Annotated in this window: 19 protein-coding genes; 11 read left to right on the forward strand and 8 right to left on the reverse strand. The window is 51.7% G+C overall.

Annotation, left to right across the window (positions count from 1 at the left end; genetic code table 11):
• Positions 1 to 156: 156 nt before the first annotated feature.
• The 9 genes from ACJJIW_RS02525 (at position 157) to ACJJIW_RS02565 (ending at position 11,181) form a co-directional block, all read left to right on the forward strand.
• Positions 157 to 1,437 carry an efflux RND transporter periplasmic adaptor subunit gene (locus ACJJIW_RS02525; protein WP_282934194.1) on the forward strand — a complete coding sequence of 427 codons (1,281 nt, stop codon included), beginning with the start codon at positions 157 to 159 and terminating at the stop codon, positions 1,435 to 1,437.
• 82 nt (positions 1,438 to 1,519) lie between these two features.
• A complete protein-coding gene (locus tag ACJJIW_RS02530; protein WP_108731860.1) occupies positions 1,520 to 2,221 on the forward strand; it encodes an ABC transporter ATP-binding protein in 702 nt (233 codons plus the stop codon).
• Positions 2,222 to 2,233: 12 nt separating this feature from the next.
• Entirely contained in the window at positions 2,234 to 3,547 is a 1,314-nt protein-coding gene (locus ACJJIW_RS02535; RefSeq protein ID WP_282934195.1) for an ABC transporter permease, read from the forward strand.
• Positions 3,548 to 3,556: 9 nt separating this feature from the next.
• On the forward strand, positions 3,557 to 4,762 hold the full coding sequence (locus ACJJIW_RS02540) for an ABC transporter permease (protein WP_282934196.1): 1,206 nt from the start codon (positions 3,557 to 3,559) through the stop codon (positions 4,760 to 4,762).
• A 61-nt stretch (positions 4,763 to 4,823) separates the two neighbouring features.
• Complete coding sequence (locus tag ACJJIW_RS02545) at positions 4,824 to 5,348, forward strand: nuclear transport factor 2 family protein (RefSeq protein ID WP_282934197.1); 525 nt, start codon at positions 4,824 to 4,826, stop codon at positions 5,346 to 5,348.
• Between the two features lie 117 nt (positions 5,349 to 5,465).
• The gene (locus ACJJIW_RS02550; protein WP_444936627.1) at positions 5,466 to 6,818 is read left to right on the forward strand and encodes a sigma-54-dependent transcriptional regulator; all 1,353 of its coding nucleotides are present in this window, start codon (positions 5,466 to 5,468) and stop codon (positions 6,816 to 6,818) included.
• Between the two features lie 254 nt (positions 6,819 to 7,072).
• Positions 7,073 to 8,143 (forward strand): sensor histidine kinase, encoded by a 1,071-nt coding sequence (locus ACJJIW_RS02555; RefSeq protein WP_444892832.1) that lies wholly within the window; start codon positions 7,073 to 7,075, stop codon positions 8,141 to 8,143.
• A gap of 284 nt (positions 8,144 to 8,427) precedes the next feature.
• Positions 8,428 to 10,740 carry an immune inhibitor A domain-containing protein gene (locus ACJJIW_RS02560; protein WP_282934200.1) on the forward strand — a complete coding sequence of 771 codons (2,313 nt, stop codon included), beginning with the start codon at positions 8,428 to 8,430 and terminating at the stop codon, positions 10,738 to 10,740.
• A gap of 156 nt (positions 10,741 to 10,896) precedes the next feature.
• A complete protein-coding gene (locus ACJJIW_RS02565) occupies positions 10,897 to 11,181 on the forward strand; it encodes a hypothetical protein (protein ID WP_413664439.1) in 285 nt (94 codons plus the stop codon).
• Here ACJJIW_RS02565 and ACJJIW_RS02570 read toward each other — a convergent pair.
• Complete coding sequence (locus ACJJIW_RS02570; RefSeq protein WP_282934202.1) at positions 11,178 to 12,140, reverse strand: AraC family transcriptional regulator; 963 nt, start codon at positions 12,138 to 12,140, stop codon at positions 11,178 to 11,180. The two genes, ACJJIW_RS02565 and ACJJIW_RS02570, sit on opposite strands and share 4 nt — an antisense overlap.
• Before the next feature lie 380 nt (positions 12,141 to 12,520).
• Between ACJJIW_RS02570 and ACJJIW_RS02575 the strand changes: the two genes are divergently transcribed.
• Positions 12,521 to 13,663, forward strand: coding sequence for an efflux RND transporter periplasmic adaptor subunit (locus tag ACJJIW_RS02575; RefSeq protein WP_282934203.1), 1,143 nt, complete (start codon positions 12,521 to 12,523; stop codon positions 13,661 to 13,663).
• Between the two features lie 99 nt (positions 13,664 to 13,762).
• Positions 13,763 to 16,954 carry an efflux RND transporter permease subunit gene (locus ACJJIW_RS02580; RefSeq protein ID WP_444936628.1) on the forward strand — a complete coding sequence of 1,064 codons (3,192 nt, stop codon included), beginning with the start codon at positions 13,763 to 13,765 and terminating at the stop codon, positions 16,952 to 16,954.
• Positions 16,955 to 17,000: 46 nt separating this feature from the next.
• Here ACJJIW_RS02580 and ACJJIW_RS02585 read toward each other — a convergent pair whose 3' ends face one another.
• From ACJJIW_RS02585 to ACJJIW_RS02615, 7 genes are all read right to left on the reverse strand, one after another.
• The gene (locus ACJJIW_RS02585) at positions 17,001 to 17,360 is read right to left on the reverse strand and encodes a hypothetical protein (protein WP_444892827.1); all 360 of its coding nucleotides are present in this window, start codon (positions 17,358 to 17,360) and stop codon (positions 17,001 to 17,003) included.
• Between the two features lie 180 nt (positions 17,361 to 17,540).
• Entirely contained in the window at positions 17,541 to 17,834 is a 294-nt protein-coding gene (locus ACJJIW_RS02590) for a hypothetical protein (RefSeq protein WP_413664437.1), read from the reverse strand.
• A complete protein-coding gene (locus ACJJIW_RS02595) occupies positions 17,824 to 18,126 on the reverse strand; it encodes a hypothetical protein (RefSeq protein ID WP_282934207.1) in 303 nt (100 codons plus the stop codon). Before ACJJIW_RS02595 ends, ACJJIW_RS02590 begins: the two co-directional genes overlap by 11 nt.
• A 95-nt stretch (positions 18,127 to 18,221) precedes the next feature.
• Entirely contained in the window at positions 18,222 to 18,596 is a 375-nt protein-coding gene (locus ACJJIW_RS02600) for a hypothetical protein (RefSeq protein WP_444936629.1), read from the reverse strand.
• A 162-nt stretch (positions 18,597 to 18,758) separates the two neighbouring features.
• Positions 18,759 to 20,402, reverse strand: a complete 1,644-nt coding sequence (gene aceF / locus ACJJIW_RS02605) for a dihydrolipoyllysine-residue acetyltransferase (protein WP_444936630.1) — start codon at positions 20,400 to 20,402, stop codon at positions 18,759 to 18,761.
• A gap of 17 nt (positions 20,403 to 20,419) precedes the next feature.
• Positions 20,420 to 23,089 (reverse strand): pyruvate dehydrogenase (acetyl-transferring), homodimeric type, encoded by a 2,670-nt coding sequence (gene aceE / locus ACJJIW_RS02610; RefSeq protein ID WP_444934907.1) that lies wholly within the window; start codon positions 23,087 to 23,089, stop codon positions 20,420 to 20,422.
• 448 nt (positions 23,090 to 23,537) lie between these two features.
• Positions 23,538 to 24,116 (reverse strand): class GN sortase, encoded by a 579-nt coding sequence (locus ACJJIW_RS02615; protein ID WP_444936631.1) that lies wholly within the window; start codon positions 24,114 to 24,116, stop codon positions 23,538 to 23,540.
• Position 24,117: the final 1 nt, after the last annotated feature.

Below are 24,117 nucleotides of genomic sequence, written 5' to 3' on the forward strand. Positions count from 1 at the left end.
CTTTTATTTCAACAGGTTAAACAAAACTTAACTGTTGGCATGCTTATTGCGATACCCCTCCTAACAAGCAGATTCTTAACTCTGAATCCAAATTTCCAAAAGCCTGCATCCAAATACCAACGACAGGCAAAACAGTAAGAGAAACGGAAAGCCGCAATGATTAGAGATACTTCCAGACAAGATACCAAGATAGAAGCCGTGCCGGTTTGGAAGAACAAAAAGGTCGTCAAAGTCTCGGTATTTGCCAGTTTGACAGTGGCATTCCTGATCTGGGGTATCAGCTCCTGGCACAGCAATAGCTCCGTCGACAGCACCCTTTCCCTGTCCCAAATCAATATCGCCCAGGTCCAGCGAGGAGACCTGGTGCGGGACCTGGTGGTTCAGGGCCAAGTGGTCGCTGCAAACAGCCCCACGCTTTTCAGCCCTGCCCAGGGCATTGTGAAGTTTGCGGTGAAAGCTGGGGATACCGTTGACGAAGGGCAATTGCTGGCCACAGTCGACAGTCCGGAACTATCCAATCAGCTGGCCCAGGAAAACGCCCAACTCAACCAGCTGACGGTGAACCTACAGCGCCAAAAAATCCAGGCCAAACGCCAGCATATGGAAAACCAGCAAAAGGCCGACCTGGCCAAAGTCAACCTCACCGCTGCCAAGCGAGAGTTGAGACGTGCAGAGCTGTCTATGGAAAAGCAAATTATCTCGCGGCTGGATTTTGAAAAAACCAAGGACGATATGGCCCGCGCCCAGCTGGAGTACGAACAAGCCGTACAAAATGCGGGACTGGAAAAAGAATCACTGACCTTTGAAACCCAGAACCTGGAACTCCAGGTCTCACAACAACGTCTTCAGGTAGAAGAAACTGAGCGCCGTGTACGCGAGCTGAACATTATCTCACCGGTCAACGGCACCGTCGGTAGCTTGGCTGTGGCGCAGCGCAGCGCCGTAGGTGCCAATGCGCCACTTATTACAGTCGTCGATCTCACCAGTTTTGAACTCGAGGCCAAGGTGCCGGAAAACTATGCCGACGATCTGGGCATCAGCATGGCCGTGGCAATCAATCTCGGTGGAAAAGAATTATCCGGGGAAATTACCGCAATCTCCCCCGAAGTCATCAACGGTCAGGTGGTTGCACGGGTTCGCTTTACCGAGGGCCAGCCGAAAAAGCTGCGACAAAATCTCCGCCTTACCGCCCGCATACTGCTGGAAAACCGCAATAACGTACTACTGGTCAAACGCGGTGGCTTTCTCGATCAAAGCGGTGGCAATCATGCCTTTCGCTTGAACAGCGAACAACAGGCGGAGCGAGTTTCCATCCAGATAGGCGCCTTTGGCTTAAAACAGGTGGAAATTGTCTCAGGCCTGCAAGAGGGAGACAGAATCATTATCTCCTCTTCCGAGGAGCTCGAAAATGCCCAGCTGGTTGCGCTGACAGATTAACCCGGAATTCAAATTGGAGCTCGGTATAGCTCCTTAGTAAATCAATCAATAGTTTAAAGTTTAAGAAAAAGGGAATATCGCAATGTTGAAAATGAACAATATCCGTAAAAGTTTCCGTACCGATACTATAGAAACTCATGCGCTGCGCGATTTCAGCCTAGAGGTTAAAGAGGGCGAGTTTGTTTCGGTGACCGGCCCCAGTGGCTCCGGTAAAACCACCTTTCTCAACATCGCCGGTCTGCTGGAAACTCCCACCAGTGGAGAATACCTGCTCGACGGTGAGAATGTCAGTAATCTCAATGACCGCCAGCGTTCACATCTGCGCAACGAAAAGATAGGCTTTATTTTCCAGGGATTTAACCTGATTCCCGACCTGACCTTATTCGACAATATCGACGTTCCCCTGCGCTATCGTGGTTTCAATGCAAAAGAACGCCGCAAACGTATTGAAAAAGTACTCGAGCAGGTAGGTCTTTCTGCACGCGCCAAGCACCTGCCAGCACAGCTCTCCGGTGGACAGCAGCAACGTATCGCTATCGCTCGCGCTTTAGCCGGCGAGCCCCGTTTTTTACTCGCGGACGAGCCCACCGGCAACCTCGACTCCTTAATGGCCCGCCAGGTAATGGAGCTACTGGAGTTTATTAACGAGTGGGGAACCACCATTGTGATGGTTACCCACGATCCGGAACTCGCTCGCCGTGCCCATCGCAACATCCAGATCGTGGATGGACAGGTTTGTGATTTACGTGCGGTCCCCGAGCAGCCTGCTGCCGTTACTGCTTAAGGAGTCTGCACCATGTTTGGATACTATATTTCCCTGGCTTTGCGCAGCCTGCGCGGTACGCCAATTTTAAGCGGCTTGATGATCTCTGCTATTGCGGTGGGCGTCGGAGCCTCCATGACTGTTCTCACCCTCAACTATATGATGTCGCAAAATGCACTCCAGCATAAAGATGACGTTCTTTTCGCTGTGCAGCTGGATGGTTGGAACCCTAAGGAAGCTGCAAATACGGCCAATGAGATACCCTGGCAATTGACTTACCAGGATACACAAGCGCTTCTACGCTCAGATATTCCAACTCGCCAAGTTGCCATGCACCGCTTCGGGTTTACGGTTCAACTTGAAAACTCATCGATGCGCCCTTTTACCGCATCTACCCGCGTCACTACGCGCGATTTTTTCTCCCTTTTTGATGTGCCTTTTATTTACGGCGGTACCTGGGAAAATGAAGCAGACTCTTCTCATGTCGCGGTTGTTGTTCTATCCAAGTCGATGAATGACAAATTATTTTCTGGCGAAGACAGTGTAGGCAAATCCATCATCCTAAATGGCGAGCCCTTTACTGTTGTTGGCGTTATTGATCACTGGGAGCCTGCTCCTAAAGTTTATGACCTTAACAACAGTGCCTTTGGCAGCGCCGAAAAACTGTTTGTGCCCTTCGGGCTACATAGGAAACTGGAGATATACAGCTGGGGAAACACCAATGGGTGGAAAAATGGTGAAGGCCATGGCTACGAGGGATTCCTACAAAGTGAGGATATTTGGATACAGTATTGGGTCGAGATAAATAGTAGCGACCAAAAAGCTCAATATGAAGATTTCCTGACTGCATATATTAATGGTGAAAAAATACAAGGGCGCTTTGAACGACCATTAAAATTTGCCCTGAGCAAGCCCTCTGAATGGCTGGTTCTTAACGAAGTCCTCAGAGATGATAACCGTGTATTGGGCTGGATATCTCTGGCTTTCTTATTAGTTTGTATCATCAATGCTGTAGCTTTATTGCTCGCTAAGTTTTTGCGTAAAGCACCCGAGGCTGGTGTCCGACGTGCCCTGGGAGCGAGCAGAGGCGCTATATTTACCCAACACTTAATTGAAAGTTCTGCCATTGGATTAATCGGTGGTATCGCCGGAATATTCATTGCAGTCATGGGTATTAGTGGAATTCGCTACCTAGCCATGGGGCAAATGGATACTGTTGCTACGATGGATTGGATAATGATGATTGCAGCCATCGCTCTCGCTTTGATTGCAAGCCTACTCGCAGGAATCTATCCGGCTTGGCGTATCAGCCGTACCAACCCCTCCATTTATCTGAAAACCCAGTAAGGCCGAATCATGTTGGAATTGAAACCTATGTTGTCTGCCCTCTGGCGCAACAAAATATCAGCAATGTTAATCGCTATGCAGCTAGCATTAACATTGGCGATCATCAGTAACATTGTGGTTATTGTACAGGATCGCATTGGCAAGATAACACGACCGACAGGTATTGCCGTGGAAGAAATTATTGCTATAAACGTTATGGCAATCCCCCAAGATTACGACATGATCAGTGCAGCTTCTTCTGATTTAAAATTGCTACGCGAACTGTCCCACGTCAAGGACGCATCTGTTACACAGCAAGTACCCTTATCACAATCAGGATCTGCTGGCGTATTTTACACGCAGCCAAATCAGGAAATCGGTGGGGTCGTCTCCAACCGTTACAATACAGATCCACACTTCATTAATACTCTAGGTCTTAATTTAATTGCGGGCCGAAATTTTACAGATGTGGAAATGCAGTATTTTGACCCTAATGAAATCAGGGAAATGTCAGTTGCCATTATCACTAAGCAGTTCGCTGAAAAACTGTACCCTAACCAGGACCCTATAGGTAAACCTTTATATGATGGCAACAACCATCCAATAGAAATCATTGGTGTTGTCGAGAGACATCTGGGAGCCTGGGTAGGATGGTCAAACGCAGGTAATGTAGCCTTTTTTCCCGTCGTTAGAAACACGCAAGATATAAATTATTTAGTTCGGACTGAATCAGGAAAGCGCAATGACGTACTGAAGGTACTAGAGGAAAAATTATCTGAACGCGACCCTCAAAGAGTAATAAAAACAAAAGTACTTACAGAGTATGTCGCCCGAAGTTATGCCCGCGATAATTTAATGGTTAAAGTCCTATCTATTGTTGCTGCCATGTTGAGTTTTATTGTAGCTCTTGGCATTGTAGGCCTAACCATATTCTGGATTAATCAAAGGGCCAAACAAATTGGGGTTAGACGTGCATTAGGAGCCACCCGCACCAATATCAGTCGCTATTTTCTTATAGAAAACGGAATGATAGCGAGCCTGGGTATCGCAGTTGGCAGTGCAGCAGCACTAATTGCCAATCAATATATGGTTCGCGATTACTCACAGCCCACTTTGACAATTGCACCCCTAGTTGTTTGTGCATTACTGGTACTTTTAGTCAGTCTTGTAGCTGCACTTGCCCCAGCGTTACGAGCAGCGAATATATCGCCGGCAACAGCCACCCGAAGTATCTAAATAACAACCTTGAGGGGGTGGCCTACTTGCTCGCCCCCAGCAAACAATAAGGACATTGATTTTGTTAAAAAAAATATTTTCTTTATTTTTTATGGGGCTGCCCCTCCTAAGCTCAGCTTCTCAAGCTGAAAAACATCCAGTTATTGCTGGACCAATAGCAAATGAAGAATTAGTACAACAAATTACAAAAGCTGACCAACGCTTATTTGATGCGTTATTCAACAATTGTGATCTAAGAGAAGCACAAAACCTGGTGACCGATGATTTTGAAATGTACCATGACAAGTGGGGTCAAACAGCGAAGTCTGGAGAAGAGTTTGTCAAGGCCATTACCAATATGTGTAAACAGCGTGAAAATGGAAATGATATTCGTGCACGTCGTGAATTGGTAATCGAGAGTTCTAAAGTCTACCCCGTCAACCATTATGGTGCTATTCAGTCCGGTACCCATCGATTTTATGGCATCAATGACGACAATTCTGAAGTCTTACGGGAAAGTTCTCAGTTCACTCATCTCTGGAAACAGGTTGATGATAAGTGGCAGCTCGCGAGGGTACTTAGCTTCGACCATAAACCCGCTGAGTAACATATCGGCCACCAACTCTCCCGAACCTATTTGTGGCAGGGAAAACCTGCCACAAACATTCCCCCTCGCCACCAACACATTGCATAATAGGCGCCTTAATAGCGTGTCTTAGAAACTATGGACAAAGTACTTATTATTGATGACAACAGCAGTATCGTTTCCGCCCTGGAGATCCTGTTGTCCCTGCATGACTTGCAGCCACTTTGTGCGATTACTCCTCAAGCCGGATTACAACTGCTGCGAGAGAACAGCGATGTAAGCCTGGTTATCCAGGATATGAATTTCACCGCTGATACAACCTCTGGGGAAGAAGGCAAAGAGCTGTTCTTCGCAATTCGGGAAATAAATCCGGACCTTCCAATTATCCTTTTGACCGCTTGGACCCAACTGGAAATGGCAGTCGAGTTAGTCAGAGCTGGGGCTGCTGATTACCTGGGCAAACCCTGGGATGACAATAAACTAATATCCACAATTAACAATTTATTGGAGTTGGGAGAATTACAAAAGCGCCAGCAGGCATCCCAGCAACAGGCTTTGGATGCTCGACGCCAATTACAGGAAGATTTTCTACTACAAGGCATAATTTACCGCAGCGATAAAATGCAAAAGCTGCTGGAGATGGCCACTCAAGTAGCGAAATCTGAAGTTCCTATCCTGATCACAGGGCCAAATGGGGCCGGCAAAGAGAAGATTGCTGAGATTGTCCAAGCGAACTCTTCATCGAGAGAAGGGCCTTTTATTAAAGTTAACGTAGGTGCACTGCCAGAAGATCTGATGGAAGCAGAGCTGTTCGGAGCCGAACCCGGAGCCTATACCGGCGCCGGCAATCGGGCACGGGAGGGTAGGTTTGAGGCCGCCGATGGCGGCACCCTGTTTCTCGATGAAATTGGCGAGCTGTCATCCAGTGGCCAGGTGAAACTACTGCGCGTACTGCAAACCGGGGAATTCCAACGTTTAGGCAGCAGCCAAACCCGCAAAACCAAAGTTCGGGTAATCAGTGCTACCAATAGGGATCTCCACAAGGCTATCGAGGAAGGTAAGTTCCGCCAGGATTTATTTTATCGACTCAATGTTATAGAACTGCGCCTCCCGCCACTACATGAGCGCCCTGAAGACATCCCTCCCCTGGCGATGAGCTTCCTCGCAGAAAGTGGCAACTCAAAAAAACTATCTCCTCAAGCGTTAAACGCCCTTACTCGCTATCATTGGCCCGGCAATGTGCGAGAACTTCAAAATGTTATGCAGCGAGCGGCCGTCCTTAGTCAGGAGGATACTATCGATGAAGCCGTCCTGGCACTTCCTGAGCAAACGCCAACCGACAAAGTGGAAGTGAGTTTTGAGCCCAGTCGCGAGTTGCTACAGGAGACTCTCTCCAATTGTAATGGCATTATTGCCCAGGCTGCACGTGAACTCGGTATGAGCCGTCAAGCGCTGTATCGCCGCTTGGAAAAACACGGTATACCTTATTGATGTCAAAATATTTTTCGCTTGAAGGCCGCCTAATTGCAATAGCAGCTATTCCTTTATTAGCCGGCATTACTATCAGCTGGCTCGGCACCCGAGCGGGCTTTAGCCCATCACTCTCCTGGGCTGTGGGGCTTTTAGCTTCACTGCCCCTGTTAATTGGACTTATAAGGCACACAATTGGCCCCCTGAACAGCACCATAAAATCACTGCAAAATGGGCTGCTAAATTTTCGTGACGGCGACTTCTCAATCTCCCTTGTGCCCCCGAAGGACAATGAGCTCCGACAAATAACACTGCTTTATAATGAGATTGGCGAACACTTACGTAAAGAGCGTGCTCATATTTATCAACGAGAACTCCTTTTAGATACCGTTATCCAGACATCTCCCCAAGCTCTTTTACTGGTCGATCAAAGCGATCGCATCATTTACTCAAACAGTAGTGCCAAACAACTACTCAATAATGGGAAACCTATACAAGGATTACTATTACAAAAGCTCCTGCCCAAAAGCCCCAAAGAAATAGTTAGCGCCATAAACAGCTGGAAAAATGGACTATTTAATTACACTGATACTAATGGGCCACACTCCATGCATATCGGAAATAGTACTTTTGTATTAAATGCCCAGAAGCATCGCTTAATCGTCTTGCGAGAAATGACCCGCGAACTAACCCGTGCAGAGGTAGAAGTTTGGAAAAAAGTTATTCGCTTGATCAGTCATGAACTGAACAACTCTTTAGCCCCAATTTCATCTCTCGCCCACTCAGGAAAGGTGCTGGTAACAAAACCTGGAAAAGAGCAAGCACTGGAAAAAGTGTTCGATATTATTGCAGACCGCTGCAAGCACCTTACGGAGTTCACCCAAGGGTATGCCTCTTTTGCAAAACTCCCTCCTCCAAGTTGCGAGACCATAGCTTGGCAAGATCTAGTCGATCGTATAATGCCAATTCAAGCGTTCTCACTTAAAGGCTCCTTACCAGATGAACCCGGTTATTTTGATCTCATTCAACTAGAGCAAGCCCTGCTAAATTTGATTAAGAATTCACGAGAAGCAGGCAGTAATAGTGAGGATATTGAGCTTGAAATCGCCACCGATACCTTTGGACAAAAGTTAGTACTCTCCGATCGTGGCTGCGGCATGAGTGAGAAAGTACTTGAGCAGGCGCTGCTCCCCTTTTTCTCAACTAAAGAGCAAGGTGTCGGCCTGGGCTTAGCGCTTTGCCGGGAAATCATTGATGCACACGACGGGTACATACAGCTCTTGAACCGCCCCAGCGGGGGGTTGCAAATTTGCCTTTGGCTACCATGGAAAAATAAAAAAAACTAGACATGTAACAAGCTATGCTACAGAAGCTCTTCAGATGGGGAAATAATTTCCATTAACATCTTCAGGAAAATTTATCAGCGATCAAATAAATATCACACTTTAGTTTAAAATTGTGCCACCCCCCCATAAATTTATTGCGGCCTATTCATCTTAAAACGTCATCCCTCTGTAGCTAATAATAAAAAACCTGAGCTGCCATAACTCGAAATCTGACTATTTTAGTAAATTTTATTTATGTCTAATTTCGGAACTTAAAATCATCTCGGAACGCACAAGAAGGGATCATGCTAAAAATAAACAGTTTGCTCTCCGTCGGCACGCTGGCACTGAGCCTGATGACAGTCAATGCCCACGCCGTTAATTCATCTCAAAAGGGTGGTGATCAAGTCGACTTGGTCATTGCCAATGAAGCCAAATTGATTGATATGCTCAAGCGCTCTGGTCGCATCAGCCAAGATGCCTCTATTGCCGAAGCTGAGCGCACTTTACGGGTTTATTTAAAAGAGCGGGCCACCCATAGTATTAATGGGGCTCAAGATCTTACCAGCGATACCGTAACAATGATGCGCGATGCCCGAGGAGGGCACCACCCTCGGCTTAAAAGGGGCAAAGGTTCCCTTCACCGCAACCACGGCAGCCGCTACCCTAGAAACATTCAACTTGAGAGCTACGACGGTGAAGCCCAAACTGCACGGGTTCTCGCTATTTTGATGGAGTTCCCCGATTTTCCCCATAACAGCATCGAACCCGGGGAAAGTGATATGTACTACGCGGATTACGCCGCTGAACATTACGCTGACCTGCTTTTCTCCCAAAATGGCTTTGAAGGCCCCAATGGGGAAAACATGCTATCCATGCAACAGTTTTACTGGCAGCAATCCGGTAACAGCTACTCGGTTGAAGGCTCTGTTGCAGGTTGGTATATGGCCAGCCAACCAGCAGCTTATTACGGCAATAACACCGATGGAGATGCCCGCTCCCTAATTCGTGAGGCCCTGGAAGCTGCAGCTGCCGACCCCACAGTAGACCTGTCAGATTTTGATATTGAAGACCGTTACGACCTGGATGGTGATGGCGACTTTTGGGAAGCAGATGGTTTGGTAGATCACATCATGATCTTCCACTCCTCGGTTGGTGAAGAAGCAGGTGGCGGGCAACTGGGTGAAGACGCCATTTGGTCTCACCGTTGGAACCTTGGCGGAGTCTATTCACTTGAAGGGACTACTGCGGAGGTAGATTACTGGGGCGGCACTATGGCTGCTTACGATTACACCATTCAGCCGGCGGACGCCGCTGCAGGGGTTGTCAGCCATGAATATGGCCATGATTTGGGCCTGCCCGATGAATACGATACCGATGGAAGCGGCCGTGGAGAACCCGTCTCCTACTGGTCCATTATGTCCAGTGGTAGCTGGGCTGGTGTAACACCGGGTGCAGAACCCACGGGCTTTTCCGCATATGCCAAGGAATACCTGCAACACAACCATGGTGGGAACTGGCTTCACGGTGAAACTATTGCACTAGATGAAATTCCTCGCCGCGGTATCGAGTTGCTACTCGATGAAGCGGTTAATAAGGGGACCAATAACGATGCCGTCCGAATTGACCTACCTGCAAAACAAGAAATAGTTACCGAACCCAGCAGTGGGGAATACGCCTACTTCAGTGGTAGCGGCAACAACCTGCAAAACTCTATGACAATATCTGTTGATCTGAGCAATGCAGAAACAGCAAGCCTCTCTTTCAAAGCTTGGTACGACATTGAGCTGGATTGGGATTACGCCGCGATCATGGTAGATTCCGGTGATGGCTTTGTCTCCATTCCTGGTTCAGTAACTACAGATACCAACCCCAACGGCACCAACCCAGGTAATGGTATTACTGGTAGCTCCGAGGGCTGGATTGACGTTGCATTCGATCTAAGCGCTTACGCTGGGCAAGAAATTAGCCTTTCACTTGCCTATATTACTGATGGCGCCGTAGCGAATTCAGGTCTTTTTGCCGATGACATCAGCATCGAAATTGATGACACAACATTCCTTTTCGATGATGCTGAAACTGATGGCAACTTTAGCCTTGCAGGCTTTAGCCGAAACCCTGGCTATCTCGAGCACGATCACTACTACTTACTCGAATGGCGTACGCATCGCGGCGTTGATGCCGGATTGGCACATGTCAATGTAGCCGGCGAGATGCTCACTTTCACAGAAGGCCTCTTGGTTTGGTACGTAGATTCCAGCTACGATAATAACTGGGTTGGCGTACACCCAGGAAACGGCTTCCTCGGAGTTGTTGATGCCGACCAAAATGTATTGAGATGGAGTGATGATTCCGTTGCCAGTACCCGCTATCAGGTTCACGATGCCACATTTAACATCGAAAGAGCCGACGACATGGTTCTGGATTTACTCGAGGACTACGGCATACTCTTAAGTGACACTCACAACCGCCGCTACCCATTGTTTAATGACACCCGGAGCTATAGCAGCGAAGAAATACCAGATGCCGGCCGCGCTATCACACCTTACGGCTTAAAGGTTCGGGTCGTATCTCGCAGCGGAGATAAATCTGTAGCTAAAATACGCGTAACCAAGTAAAGAAGTAAAAACAGACGGCGCCTACATGGCGCCGCCTCCAATTTAACAAATAGAATAAGATTACCGCTTAAAACAAAGCCTTTAATTTGAGCAAAACTCCCTTCTCCAGCTAACCTGAATGCCAGAAACTTATTTTCATCATTCAGGCGTTCATTTATGGAAAAGCCTCTAGACAACTCCCGTCGCCACTTTCTTAAGCTTTCAGGAACATCGCTACTTTTAATTCCTGCCACATTTATTGCAACACCCTCAGCTCAGGCCCAAATCAAAGCGCAAAAAGACAAGGTAAATTACCAGGATACTCCCAAGGATGGGAAAAAGTGCGTGGACTGTCAGCTGTTTGAGCCCCCCAATGCCTGCCTGGTTGTGGAGGGCGATATCAGTCCCGAAGGGTGGTGTAGCTTATTTGTTTTGAAGCAGGGCAACCCTGTTTCAAATTAAGCTGGGACCCGTTGTTCACCGCGCAATTTAATCACGTCCGCGCGGGGCGGAAGACCAAACATTCGGCTGTATTCACGACTGAAATGAGAGGGGCTCTCATAGCCAACCCGATAGCTGGCGGAAGCCGCTTCCAGCCCCTCGGTCAACATTAGGCGTCGCGCCTCATGTAAGCGCAGCTTTTTCTGGAACTGCAACGGGGACATGCGGGTGATCTGCTTAAAGCTGTGATATAGGGATGACTCACTCATATTGGCCTGATCGGCCAAGTCACTGATACGCAGCGGTTCTGAGAAGCGGTCTTTTAGCACCTCAATCACCCGGGATACCCGGTTCGCCTGGCTATCTACCATGGCAAACTTGCGCATCCGCGCGCCAATCTCCCCCATCAGGGCGCGATAGATAATCTCACGCCGGGCTAATGGCGCCAGTATCGGGACATCTTTAGGGCTATCCAGCAAGGAGACCAGCCGGTTTAGCGCATCAAGCATACCGTAATCCATTTTGGTCAGGCACAGGCCGCAGCTGACTTCGGGACAGTCGTAGCCAGCCTCCACACCCGGCGCCTTATCACCCAGCTCCATAACCAGGTCTGCCACCTCTTGCGGGTCGATCGTTATCTTTACCCCGAGGAACGGTGTATCCAGGGAAGCATCTTCAACACGCCCCAGGATCGGTAAGTGCACTGAGGTTGCCACATAGCTCAGCGGCATATAGGAAATTTCCCGGTCTCCCAGTTCTAAGGTCTTGCGGCCTTGAATAATAAAATTCAGGGACGGTGTATACACCGATGCCGCACAGGCTCCCGGCTCATTGCAGCGAATCAGGGAGAGACCACCCAGTACCGTTTCATTTAATCCCTGTTCCGGTGCCTGACGCATCAGGGAGGCAATCAGCTTCTGCCGTATCGACTCCATATCCATGGCGACAGAGTTAAATTCCGCTCTTTTTTCAATGCTCATATGCTCCCCTTGTGCCCGCTAACAATTCCACGACTCAACACGAAGTGGCACAGAGTATACGGAGTTTTAGGCAATTTCCGTGTAGTTTTGCAGGATTGGGCAATCACTGTGCAGTAATAGGTAACTATAACCGATTAATAGCCCTACAGTCGCTGTAATATCTTAATCACTTTTTGCGATAACTAGTTATATATCCAGTTCTTTACACATCCAATAGAATGTGATCCTTCCAACCCAAAAGCACGTCTTAAGTAGAAATAGGCAATCAATTAACAGTTCCCGGATACCGCAACCAACTTGGCCAGCGCTAGAGTTACGCCCTTACTGGGAGAAGCACCCAATAGCCCTTCCCCCTCCGTAGCAAAGGGAGTACACGCGTAATGGTAAGAAAATTAACGACGGTTTTATTCGGCGTATCTGCACTGGTACTCGCCGGCTGCAACAGTGACGCACCCAGCGGTCAACAACCGCCTCCCCCAGCCGTGGAGGTCGCCCAGGTATCTGCAGGAAATACGACATTGTGGCGCAGCTTTACCGGCCGTGTGGCAGCCCCAGAAACCGTTGAACTGCGCCCGCGGGTTAGCGGTTATATCGACAAGGTTTCATTTGCCGAGGGAACTCTGGTCAAACAGGGCGATGTCCTGTTCACCATTGACCCCCGCCCTTATCAGGCCCGCGAACGCGCCGCCCGCGCAGACCTGGCTCGGGTTCGCAGCGACCTCTCCTATAGCGAGAAGCAAGCCGGCCGGGCAAAACAGCTACTCAACAGCAAAGCCATCTCCCGCGAGGAATACGACCGGCGTATCGCTTCGCGAGATTCGGCCCGAGCGGCTCTCAGCGCCGCCGAAGCAGCACTGGAAAATGCCCAGTTGGACCTTCAATACACTGAAGTTAAAGCACCAATAAGTGGCCGAGTAAGCCGCGCCCTGGTTACTCAAGGCAATCTCGCCAATGCCGACAGCACCCTGCTGACAACGCTGGTCTCTGTCGACCCAATGTACGTGTATTTCGAAAGTGACGAACAGACTTTTGCTAAGGGCCGCGACTTACTTAATAGCGGGCAAAAACCTGCTGTGCGCGTAGGTCTCGCCGGTGAGCAGGGCTATCCACACAGTGGAGAGTTGGACTTTATTGATAACCGCTTGAACAGCCATACCGGCACTATTCAGTTCCGCGCTGTGGTTAACAACAGGGACGGCTTTTTCAGACCGGGGCAATTTGCCCGGGTGGAAATGCCAATTGAAGAGGTTTCACAGGCAGTTTTAATCAATAGCAAAGCGGTTCTTACCGATCAGGACCGCCGCTATGTCTACATCGTCAACGACAGTAATGTCACCGAAAAGCGCCCCGTAGTCGCTGGCCAACGCCAAGGTGACCTTGTGGTTATCCGCAGCGGCCTGGAGCCCGGCGAGAAAATTGTGGTGAATGGCCTGCAAAAGATTTTCTTCCCGGGCATGCCCGTCGCACCGGAAATGGTGGCCATGCAGGAGCAGGTAAAGGCGACCCAAGTCGCTGGCCACTAAACAAAGAGCAAGGGGCTTGCCGAAGTGAGCCCATACATTCAGCTAATCCTATCAATGGAATCCGAGCGGCTGACTGAGTCGCTCTCGGAGTAGCAGTATATGAATTTTTCCCGTTTCTTTGTCGACAGACCGATATTTGCATCCGTGTTGTCGATCATTATTTTCGTCGTCGGCCTGATCAGTATTCCCTCACTGCCGGTCAGCGAATATCCCGAAGTTGTACCCCCCAGCGTGCAAGTGAGTGCTCGCTATCCTGGCGCTAACCCTAAGACGATCTCAGAAACTGTAGCCACGCCGCTGGAAGAAGCGATTAACGGCGTGGAAAATATGATCTACATGAAGTCAGTGGCTGGCAGTGATGGCACCCTGACTTTGAACGTGACCTTTGAGTTGGGCACCGACCCGGACCAAGCCCAGGTACAGGTGCAAAACCGGGTGTCCCAGGCCCTGCCGCGCCTGCCTGAAGATGTCCGCCTGCAAGGTGTTACTACCCAGAAGCAGTCGCCAAACCTGATGATGGCGGTGCACCTGATTTCACCGGACGATAGCCTCGACGCTACCTATATTCGCAACTACGCCGTACTGCATATTCGCGATGAGCTATCGCGCATTCCCGGCGTGGGTCTTGCCGCCGTATTCGGTTCCGGTGACTACGCCATGCGCTTGTGGGTGGACCCGCAGAAAGCCGCCGCCGTAGGCATTACTGCTGCCGATATTGTCAGTGCCGTGCGTGAGCAGAACGTACAGGTTTCCGCCGGCCAGATCGGCGCCTCCCCCATGCCGAACGGCTCCGACTTCCTGATTTCCATTAACGCCAAAGGCCGCCTGGAAAGTGAAGAGGAGTTTGGCGATGTTGTACTCAAGACCGGCAATAATGGTGAGATCACCCGCCTGAGAGATGTGGCCCGTGTAGAGCTGGCCTCTTCCCAGGACTCCCTGCGCGCCCTGCTCAACGGCCGCCAGGCTGTCGCCATCCCTATTTTCCAATCCCCCGGCTCCAACTCACTGGAGGTTTCTGCGGCGGTACGGGAGAAAATGGCTGAACTGGATGATCAGTTCCCGGAAGGCCTCAAGTGGGAAGTCGCTTACGACCCCACGGTTTTTGTTAGCACCTCCATCAGCTCAGTGATCAAGACCCTACTGGAAGCCGTGCTGCTTGTGGTTCTGGTGGTTATCCTGTTCCTGCAAACCTGGCGCGCCTCACTGATCCCGCTGTTGGCCGTGCCGGTATCTATTGTCGGCACCTTTGCGGTGCTGTTAATGCTGGGCTTCTCAATCAACACCCTAACCCTGTTCGCCATGGTGCTGGCCATCGGTATTGTGGTGGATGACGCCATTGTGGTGGTGGAAAACGTCGAGCGGAATATCGAGGAGGGACTGACGCCTTTAGCCGCTGCCCACCAGGCCATGCGCGAGGTGAGCGGTCCGATTGTCGCGATCAGCCTGGTGCTCTGCGCGGTGTTTGTGCCCATGGCATTCCTGGACGGCATCACCGGCCAGTTCTACCGCCAGTTTGCCACCACCATTGCCATCGCCACCATTATCTCCGCGATCAACTCTCTGACTCTGTCTCCGGCTCTGGCGGCAACTCTGTTGAAGCCTCACGGCGCCAAACCGGATATGCCCGCGCGTATTATTGAGCGTTTGTTCGGCTGGATATTCCGCCCGTTCAACCGCTTCTTCCAGCGCAATTCCGAGCGCTACCAGCGAATCGTGGGTGGCAGCCTCAAGCGTCGCGGTATCGTATTTGGTGTTTACCTGATATTGCTCGGCGGTACTTTTGCCCTGTTCCAACAGGTGCCCGGCGGCTTTATTCCGGTTCAGGATAAGACTTACCTGGTGGGCAGTATCCGCCTGCCGGAAGGTGCCTCTCTGGACCGCACCGAGGAAGTTGCTCGCCGCGTGAGTGAATTGGCCCTGGAAACCGAAGGTGTTGCCAACGCCGCGGCCTTTGTCGGCTTCAATGCCCTGCAAGGTACCAACACTCCCAACGTGGGCACGGTATTTATCCTGTTCGACGATTTCGATGAACGTGAGCGCAGTGCCCAGGAAATCGCTGCGGAGCTAAATGGCAAGATCTCACAGATCAAGGAAGGCTTTGCCATGACCTTTATGCCGCCGCCCATCTTCGGTCTGGGTGCCGGCTCCGGCTACTCCCTCTATGTTCAGGACCGTCGCGGTGCCGGCTACGGTGAGTTGCAAAGCGCCACCAATATGTTGGCTGGTGCCCTGAGCCAAGCCAGCGGCCTCAGCTACCCCTTCAGCTCCTACCAGGCCAATGTGCCGCAGATGGACGCGGAAGTGGATCGACTACAGGCCAAGGCTCAAGGTGTGCGCATGGATGACTTGTTCGGCACCCTGCAGCTCTACTTCGGCTCTATGTATATCAACGACTTCAACCTTTTCGGCCGCACCTACCAGGTCGTTGCCCAGGCTGATGCACCCTTCCGCGATGAAGTGCAGGATCTCGATAATCTCTACACTCGCAATATGAATGGGGAGATGGTGCCCATCAGCACCATGGTGACCCTGCGCCAGAGTTACGGACCCGATCCGGTGATCCGCTACAACGGATATCCCGCAGCCGATCTGATGGGGCAGTCCGATCCCAGCATGTTGTCTTCTTCCGAGGCACTGGCAGCGGTTGAGCAGGTTGCCAGCCAAGCCCTGCCACCGGGCATGCAAATCCAGTGGACCGACCTCAGCTTCCAGCAGGTCAACCAGGGCAATGCCGCTATGGTGGTTTTCCCTCTCGCAGTACTACTGGTATTCCTGGTGCTGGCCGCCCTCTATGAAAGCTGGGTAATGCCACTGGCGGTGATCCTGATCGTGCCCATGTGTCTGCTGGCTGCACTATTTGGTGTCTGGGCTACTGGCGGCGACAACAATGTATTTGTTCAAGTCGGGCTGGTTGTACTGATGGGGCTGGCTTGTAAGAACGCTATTTTAATCGTGGAATTTGCTCGCGAACTGGAAATGGAAGGCAAAGGCACTGTCGAGGCTGCACTGGAAGCCTGCCGCCTGCGTCTGCGCCCGATCATTATGACTTCAGTCGCCTTTATTGCCGGTGTTGTTCCACTGGTATTGGCCGGCGGCGCTGGCGCTGAGGTGCGTAATGCCATGGGCATTACCGTATTTACCGGCATGATCGGTGTAACCCTGTTTGGCCTGTTCCTCACTCCGGTATTTTATGTTGCCCTGCGCAAGATTGCCGGCGGCAAACTATCAGCTGCCCGCACTACAGATAGCCAGGAGAGTAACTTACCTCTGGAGCAAGTAGCTGACACTTAACCCCGCTTAGCCCGAGCGCATAAATGCTATGCGCCCGGGCTTTTTTCTATTTGCGCGTTTCCTTTTTCCAGCGGGCTCTCGGAAATAAAATTACATAAACCCGAATCAATAACCCCATGGGTACACAAAAAATAATAACGATCACCCCCAGAAGGGCTCGCATATAGTCACTGCCCTCTTCGTGTTTCTCAGCGCGATCCCACAGATAAGACTGGTAACAGTGATCCGGCCCATCTATTGGCATCAAGGTGTAATTAATCACCCTCTCCAAAAATCTCCAATAGTGGCGAAAACGGGTTTCCGTCACTCTGGAAAAATACCCACAGCGTGCCGATATTGTTGCATCGGGATTACCACCGGCAATAGCATTTCCCAGCTGATCCACTGCGACAATTACATTTCGCATCCAGCTTCTATTGGCACCCCTCATTATTAAACCTGTTTAAATCGGCATCCCAAAATAAAACGATCCAGTCTTAATTTTTACTCCACTCAGGAAAAAACAATGGAGTCAAAATAAACTGCGTGCCCCCATACCACCATTTCGCACCGGCTCAAAAAGCGGCACTAGCGGAAAATTACTTGGTCAGTAGAAACTGTAACTCAACTCAAATGGTGAATAAGGTCCTTCACACCAATCACCGGTGTCCAGTTGATAGCAGTGCACACCCTCGGCAATACAGTTGTCGAGACTTCCCATATAGGGATCACCGGCCAGACAAAAACGCGGGAATGCTGTAAGTTCATCCGGTGGCACCGGAGTGGTTTTGTAGGTGTAGTAAGTTGCCGTGCCGGTTAAGTCATAACCGAAACCGTCAGCCACGCAGCCCGCCAGGGACTGCGCTACAAGAATAAGAAAAAAAACAACGCTAATTTTCATAGGAAATACAACGCCTTCCACCGGAAATATCAAAACAACGGGCACTGGGTGGACAAATAGAACCCGGCGCCAGCTCCTCAGAATCCCCCGGGCAGCTTGTTGGAGACGCAGGTGCATCTGGCACATGGGAGGAATGAGAAGAGTGAGAAGAGGGATAACCCCGGTATTCCGCATGGCGGGGAATTGGCGGGCTTACGGGATAAACCACTTGATTGCGCGTATCGGGGGTTCCACAACCCTCAAGGAATACACCCATCGACAAGGCAGAAATAAATATCGCAAACTTTTGCATGGTAGCGCTCCGTATCAGCACCGCGCGGACAGAATCCACGCACTTTTAGATCCGGCTATTTCGCAACAGCTCCACACTAGGCTCAGCTACTGTCGTTAGTAAACCCGCAATATAGGGAAAAACCAGGCCATGGAGTCCTGCAAGCTATCTACGCAATCCGCCGTCTCGCATTCGCTTTTGGCGGTAAGGGGTTGTGGGTATTTTGTGTGGTTACTGCCGACTTCCACAAAGCTGGCGCTTTGTCCGGCAGCCTCTGCCTCATAAAAGAAAGGGTCTTCACCCTCCACTTCATCCGCAGGCAAAAACAAGCAGCCCTGCATCGCAAATACCGCCACAAGCGGCAACGCGAATTTCCTTGTAGGTCCCATAATCCGACACCTCACATTTTCAGTGCTGCGATGATAGTAGCCTCTCTGTGAGTCTAGCTGCCGAGGCATTAGCAGCCAGCAACCCAGAATCGATTTGCGCATAAATCATCTTATTGATGTTTTTCGCGGCGAATATTTCATTTCCACTTAAAGGCTAACTTACTTATATGGAATGTACGGAGTTATTCAGAGGCTCCCTAGTCCTGACTATAAAAAAAGCGGCCGATTGGCCGCTTTTTTTTACTGGCTTTAACTCGCTGGCAATTACAGCAACAGTCTGCGCACATCCGCCAGCACGCTGACCAAGTAAGTCATAAAGCGTCCGGCATCTCCGCCATTTACCGCGCGGTGATCGTAGGAGAGCGCCAAGGGCAACATCTGCCGAGGCTCAAAGTCCTTACCGTTCCACACCGGCTTCATCGCCAGCTTGGAAACACCGAGGATACCAACTTCCGGAGAATTGACGATCGGGGTAAATCCGGTGCCGCCGATAGCCCCCAAACTGGAAATGGTAAAGCAGGCGCCCTGCATCTCGTTGGGCTTCAGCTTGCCATCGCGGGCTTTCAGGGCCATTTCAGTGGCCTCTGCCGCCAGCTCGTACAGGCCTTTCTTATCCACATCGCGGATAACCGGCACCATTAAGCCTTTGGGTGTATCTACTGCCATACCCACATGCACATAGTCCTTGCGCACAATGTGCTCGCCATCGTTGTGCAGGGACACATTAAAGCTCGGCTCTGCACGCAGGGCTGCGGCTACCGCTTTCAGTAGGAAAGGCACTGGGGTGAGCTTCACTCCGCGCTTCTCCGCCTCGGCCTTCATGGACTTGCGGAAGGTTTCCAGCTCTGTGATATCCGCATCGTCAAACTGGGTGACGTGAGGCACGTTGAGCCAGTTGCGCGACATGTTGGCTGCGGTGATCTTGTGGATCTTGCTCATCGGCTCCACGTTCACCGGGCCAAACTGGCTGAAGTCGATATCCGGCATCTTGGCGATACCGATTCCACCGCCGACACCAACCGCGCCGCTCTCAGCTTTCTTCACCTGCTCGCGGATGTAATTGTGCAGATCGTCCTTGGAGACCCGGTTGCGCGGGCCGGTAGGCTTCACCTTATTCAAGGTAACACCCAACTCGCGGGCCAGTTTGCGCACGGCGGGGCCGGCGTAAACCTGGGCTGCTGCGGTGAGGTTGCGCTCCAGCTGATAGTCTTTCTGCGGCACTGCCGGGGGCTCAACAGACGCAGCTGCCTGCTGTGGCGCGCTCTCGGCAGGCGCTGTCGCTGCAGGGGCTGCAGCTGTAGCCGCAGGCTCGGCGGCGCCTGCAGTAACTACTTTCAACACGCCCAAGGTGTCACCTGTGGAAACCTTGTCGCCTTCTTTAACCGCGATAGAAACCACGGTACCGGCGCTGGGGGAAGGCACATCCATAGAGGCTTTATCGCCTTCCACCACAATCAGGGAGTCCCCCTCTTCAACCACATCACCGGGCTGTACACTGATCTCGATCACATCAACCGCATCGGCACCGCCCAGATCCGGGATCTGGATCGTTTCCTCTTTCGGCTCGCCGCTCGCCGCTGCCGCAGGGGCTTCAGCCACAGGCTCTGCAACGGGTGCAGCTTCTTGCTTGGCGGGGGCCGTAGCGGGCTCCTCTGCCGGCGCTTCCGCCACATCGGTTTCGATTTCCCCAATCACGTCGCCTTCAGAGACCTTATCGCCCTCTTTCACGCTGATGCTGAGGATTTTGCCAGCCACTGGGGCTGGCACATCCATGGAGGCTTTATCGCCCTCCACCACAATCAGTGAATCCTCTTGCGCGACGGTATCGCCGACAGCAACAGAAATTTCAATCACATCCACCTGATCGGCACCACCGAGATCAGGCACTTTAATGACTTGTTTTGCCATAGGAGTTCTGCCTTCTCTTAGCTGATGCGTGGATTAACTTTTTCGGCGTCGATATTGAGCTTCACGATTGCTTCCGCAACCTCTTTCGCATCAATAACGCCCTGCTTGGCCAAGCCGTTCAGTGCGGCGATCACCACGTAGTTGCGATCCACTTCGAAGAACCGACGCAGCTGCTCGCGGCTGTCACTGCGGCCGAAACCATCGGTACCCAGGGTGGTCAGTTCACCGTCGATAAATTCGCGCAGTGGCTCCACATAGGAACGGATGTAGTCGGTGGAGGCGATAACCGGAGAGGTATTGCCTTCGAACTGCTCGGTGATCCAGGCTTTGCGCGGCTCGGCTTCCGGGTGCAGCATATTCCAGCGCGCCACATCCTGGCCTTCACGGGCCGATTCCACAGCGGAGGTGAGGCTCCAGACATCGGAGGTCACACCGAACTGGTCGGCGAGGATATTCGCCGCTGCCAGTACTTCGCGCAAAATAGTACCGCCACCAATCAGCTGTACATGTTTCTTCGCCGCTTTGCCCTTGGCCCCTTTCTTGACGTTGGACTGCAGCTTGTAGATACCGCGAATAATGCCCTCTTCCACGCCCTGAGGCATTTCCGGCTGCAGGTAGTTTTCGTTCTCGATAGTGATGTAGTAGAAGAGGTTCTTCTGCTCTTCGTACATCTCTTTCAAGCCGCGCTGCATAACCACCGCCAGCTCATAACCGTAAGCCGGGTCGTAACTGCGGCAGTTGGGGATAGTGGAGGACAGTACGTGGCTGTGGCCATCCTGGTGCTGCAGACCCTCACCGTTCAAAGTGGTACGGCCAGCAGTAGCACCGATCAGGAAGCCGCGCGCCTGCATATCGCCAGCGGCCCAGGCCAGGTCGCCGATACGCTGGAAACCGAACATGGAGTAGTAGATATAGAAAGGCACCATCGGCACGCCGTGGTTGCTGTAAGCCGTGGCCAACGCCATCCAGGTGGACATAGCACCGGCTTCGTTGATGCCCTCTTCCAGCACCTGGCCTTTCTTATCTTCCTTGTAATACATGATCTGGCCGTGATCCACCGGGGTGTAGCGCTGCCCCTGGGAGGAATAGATACCCAGCTGGCGGAACAGGCCTTCCATACCAAAGGTACGGGCTTCATCAGGAACGATCGGCGCGATGTTTTTGCCGATATTCTTGTCTTTCACCAGGGCGGCAATAGCGCGGACAAATGCCATAGTGGTGGAGATCTCACGCTCACCGGAGCCTTTGGTCAGTGCGCTGAACGCATCGAGACCGGGAACTTCCAGTTTCGGGCACTCAACCGGGCGACGGGGAACCGGGCCACCCAGGGCCTTGCGGCGCTCCGCCATATATTTCATTTCCGGGCTGTCCGGAGATGGGCGGTAGTAAGGGACCTCTTCCAGCTCTTTATCGGTGAGCGGAATAGCAAAGCGATCGCGGAAACGCTTGAGAGAATCCAGATCCAGCTTCTTCACAGAATGGGTATCCATCGCCGCTTCACCGGCGGAGCCCAAGCCGTAACCTTTAACGGTCTGCGCCAGGATCACGGTGGGCTGGCCTTTATGGGCCATCGCCGCCGCGTAAGCTGCGTATACCTTGTAAGGATCGTGGCCGCCGCGATTGAGCTTCATAATCTCATCGTCGGACATATCCTTAACCAGCTCCAGCAACTCCGGGTATTTGCCGAAGAAGTGCTCGCGGGTATAAGCGCCGCCGTTGGCCTTGAAGTTCTGCATCTCGCCATCGACAACTTCGTCCATGACTTTCTGCAACAGGCCTTTGTCATCTTTCTCCAGCAGCGGATCCCATAGGCGACCCCAGAGTACTTTGACAACATTCCAACCGGCACCGCGGAATACGCCTTCCAGCTCCTGCACGATCTTACCGTTGCCGCGTACCGGGCCGTCCAGACGCTGCAGGTTACAGTTAACCACGAACACTAGATTTTCCAGTTGCTCGCGGCCGGCCAGGGAAATTGCGCCCAGGGTTTCCGGCTCGTCACACTCACCGTCACCAAGGAAAGCCCACACCTTGCGATCGCCGCGCGGGGACAGGCCGCGGGCAGACAGGTAGCGCATAATGTGCGCTTGGTAAATCGCCTGGATCGGCCCCAATCCCATGGAGACCGTGGGGAACTGCCAGTACTCCGGCATCAGCCAGGGGTGCGGGTAAGAGGAAAGGCCATTGCCGTTCACTTCGCGGCGGAAGTTGTCCAGCTGCTCTTCATCGAAACGCCCTTCCAGGTAGGAGCGGGCATAAATACCCGGTGCACTGTGACCTTGGAAGAAAATCAGGTCGCCGCGCTCTTCACCTTCATTGCCACGGAAGAAGTAGTTGAAGCCCACATCGTAGAGTGTGGCCGCAGAGGAGAAACTGGAGATATGGCCGCCGAGGCCATCGTCATTCTGGTTGGCACGTACCACCATCGCCAGGGCATTCCAGCGAATCAGGGAGCGAATGCGGCGCTCCATAAATAAGTCGCCAGGCATACGCTTTTCCGCATTGGGCGGAATGGAGTTGCGATAGGGAGTGGTGATTGCCGCAGGCAATTGTACGCCTACATCGGTAGCGCGGTCAGACAGCTGCTTCAGGAGGAAGGCTGCGCGTTCTTTGCCGCTATAGCGGATAACCGCTTGCAGCGCGTCCAGCCACTCCTGCGTTTCGAGGTTATCGGTATCTTCGTGCATCAAGTGCTCCTCGGCGAATTAGGCGACGTCGAGTCGGTCTATTTCTCAAAAATCGGTACGCGGGCAAACTACAGCGCGAGCAAAAAAAAGCTTCCTTTTTTTCTTGGTTCCGCCAATTCACCAACTTTGTTGGCGTAAATGCAAAGTTTGTGAATCTTTACTCGAATATGACGGTGAGGAAAGCGGCGCAATTAATTGCCGCAAGTGCCTAGTTTGACTGTGATTATTTGTTCCGGGGCCCGCGCAGACTGGCGGACAAAACCCCATCCCCGGTTGTTAGCGGAGGGAATTGTAGTATTACTACAAAAAATTTTCCAGATAGGACGGTTAGTAACAAATAAAACAAAAGAGCAAAACAATTATTTGCCGTTTGGCCGTTTCACCGGAACATTTAATGGAATTTTTGAGAAAATGAACTACAAAATCGAGTCTCAAACAAAGACATCAGTCACAGCTGAACCAGCTCCCCACCGAGTTGATATTCAGCGTAGACCAAGTAACGCAGCGGGCCACCAGCCGCCAGGGCATTAAAGGGGTAACAAGTCACCAGCAATAAACCCCGCTCGGCAAAGATCGGCAAACGCTCTCTCTCACTGTCCACAATTCGCATTTCCGTAACCCGATAAGTATGCCAGCGTCCGCGTTTATCCTGCAGGTAAATGGAGGTACCCCGCCTGACACGCTCTAATCCCGCAAAGTGAGTATCCCGGTGTGCGGCAATAACCGTGGTGCGAGGCTCACCAGGGTTGCCGGACCCAGCTAAGAGACCAGGGCCGAAAGCCAACGCCTGGCCACTACCGCCGCTGAGAACAATTAATGGCGACTGCCCTTCCAACTTTAACTTGGCCACTGGCCAGGTGTCCGCCCAGGGCCAGGGCTTTTGCAGAGCCCCGCCCTGTAGCTGTTCTTCCCAAGCACTATTAATCAACACTTGGGCCAATTCTGCCTTGGCCAGAAGCCAGCTGGCGGAGCCCAACTGCCACAACCCCGTTCCCAAACAAAGCATAAAGAGCAGTGAGCGAGCCACG

The sequence above is a fragment of the Microbulbifer maximicatervae (SeqCode) genome, from assembly GCF_052467815.1.

Bases quoted from the DNA above. Each gene is read 5' to 3' on its own strand.
- ACJJIW_RS02550 (WP_444936627.1), top strand. From the start codon at position 5,466: ATGGACAAAGTACTTATTATTGATGACAACAGCAGTATCGTTTCCGCC.
- aceE (WP_444934907.1), bottom strand. From the start codon at position 23,089: ATGCACGAAGATACCGATAACCTCGAAACGCAGGAGTGGCTGGACGCG.
- ACJJIW_RS02560 (WP_282934200.1), top strand. From the start codon at position 8,428: ATGCTAAAAATAAACAGTTTGCTCTCCGTCGGCACGCTGGCACTGAGC.
- ACJJIW_RS02535 (WP_282934195.1), top strand. From the start codon at position 2,234: ATGTTTGGATACTATATTTCCCTGGCTTTGCGCAGCCTGCGCGGTACG.
- ACJJIW_RS02575 (WP_282934203.1), top strand. From the start codon at position 12,521: ATGGTAAGAAAATTAACGACGGTTTTATTCGGCGTATCTGCACTGGTA.
- ACJJIW_RS02595 (WP_282934207.1), bottom strand. From the start codon at position 18,126: ATGCAAAAGTTTGCGATATTTATTTCTGCCTTGTCGATGGGTGTATTC.
- ACJJIW_RS02590 (WP_413664437.1), bottom strand. From the start codon at position 17,834: ATGAAAATTAGCGTTGTTTTTTTTCTTATTCTTGTAGCGCAGTCCCTG.
- ACJJIW_RS02580 (WP_444936628.1), top strand. From the start codon at position 13,763: ATGAATTTTTCCCGTTTCTTTGTCGACAGACCGATATTTGCATCCGTG.
- ACJJIW_RS02540 (WP_282934196.1), top strand. From the start codon at position 3,557: ATGTTGGAATTGAAACCTATGTTGTCTGCCCTCTGGCGCAACAAAATA.
- ACJJIW_RS02565 (WP_413664439.1), top strand. From the start codon at position 10,897: ATGGAAAAGCCTCTAGACAACTCCCGTCGCCACTTTCTTAAGCTTTCA.
- aceF (WP_444936630.1), bottom strand. From the start codon at position 20,402: ATGGCAAAACAAGTCATTAAAGTGCCTGATCTCGGTGGTGCCGATCAG.
- ACJJIW_RS02585 (WP_444892827.1), bottom strand. From the start codon at position 17,360: ATGCGAAATGTAATTGTCGCAGTGGATCAGCTGGGAAATGCTATTGCC.
- ACJJIW_RS02600 (WP_444936629.1), bottom strand. From the start codon at position 18,596: ATGCGCAAATCGATTCTGGGTTGCTGGCTGCTAATGCCTCGGCAGCTA.
- ACJJIW_RS02525 (WP_282934194.1), top strand. From the start codon at position 157: ATGATTAGAGATACTTCCAGACAAGATACCAAGATAGAAGCCGTGCCG.
- ACJJIW_RS02530 (WP_108731860.1), top strand. From the start codon at position 1,520: ATGTTGAAAATGAACAATATCCGTAAAAGTTTCCGTACCGATACTATA.
- ACJJIW_RS02570 (WP_282934202.1), bottom strand. From the start codon at position 12,140: ATGAGCATTGAAAAAAGAGCGGAATTTAACTCTGTCGCCATGGATATG.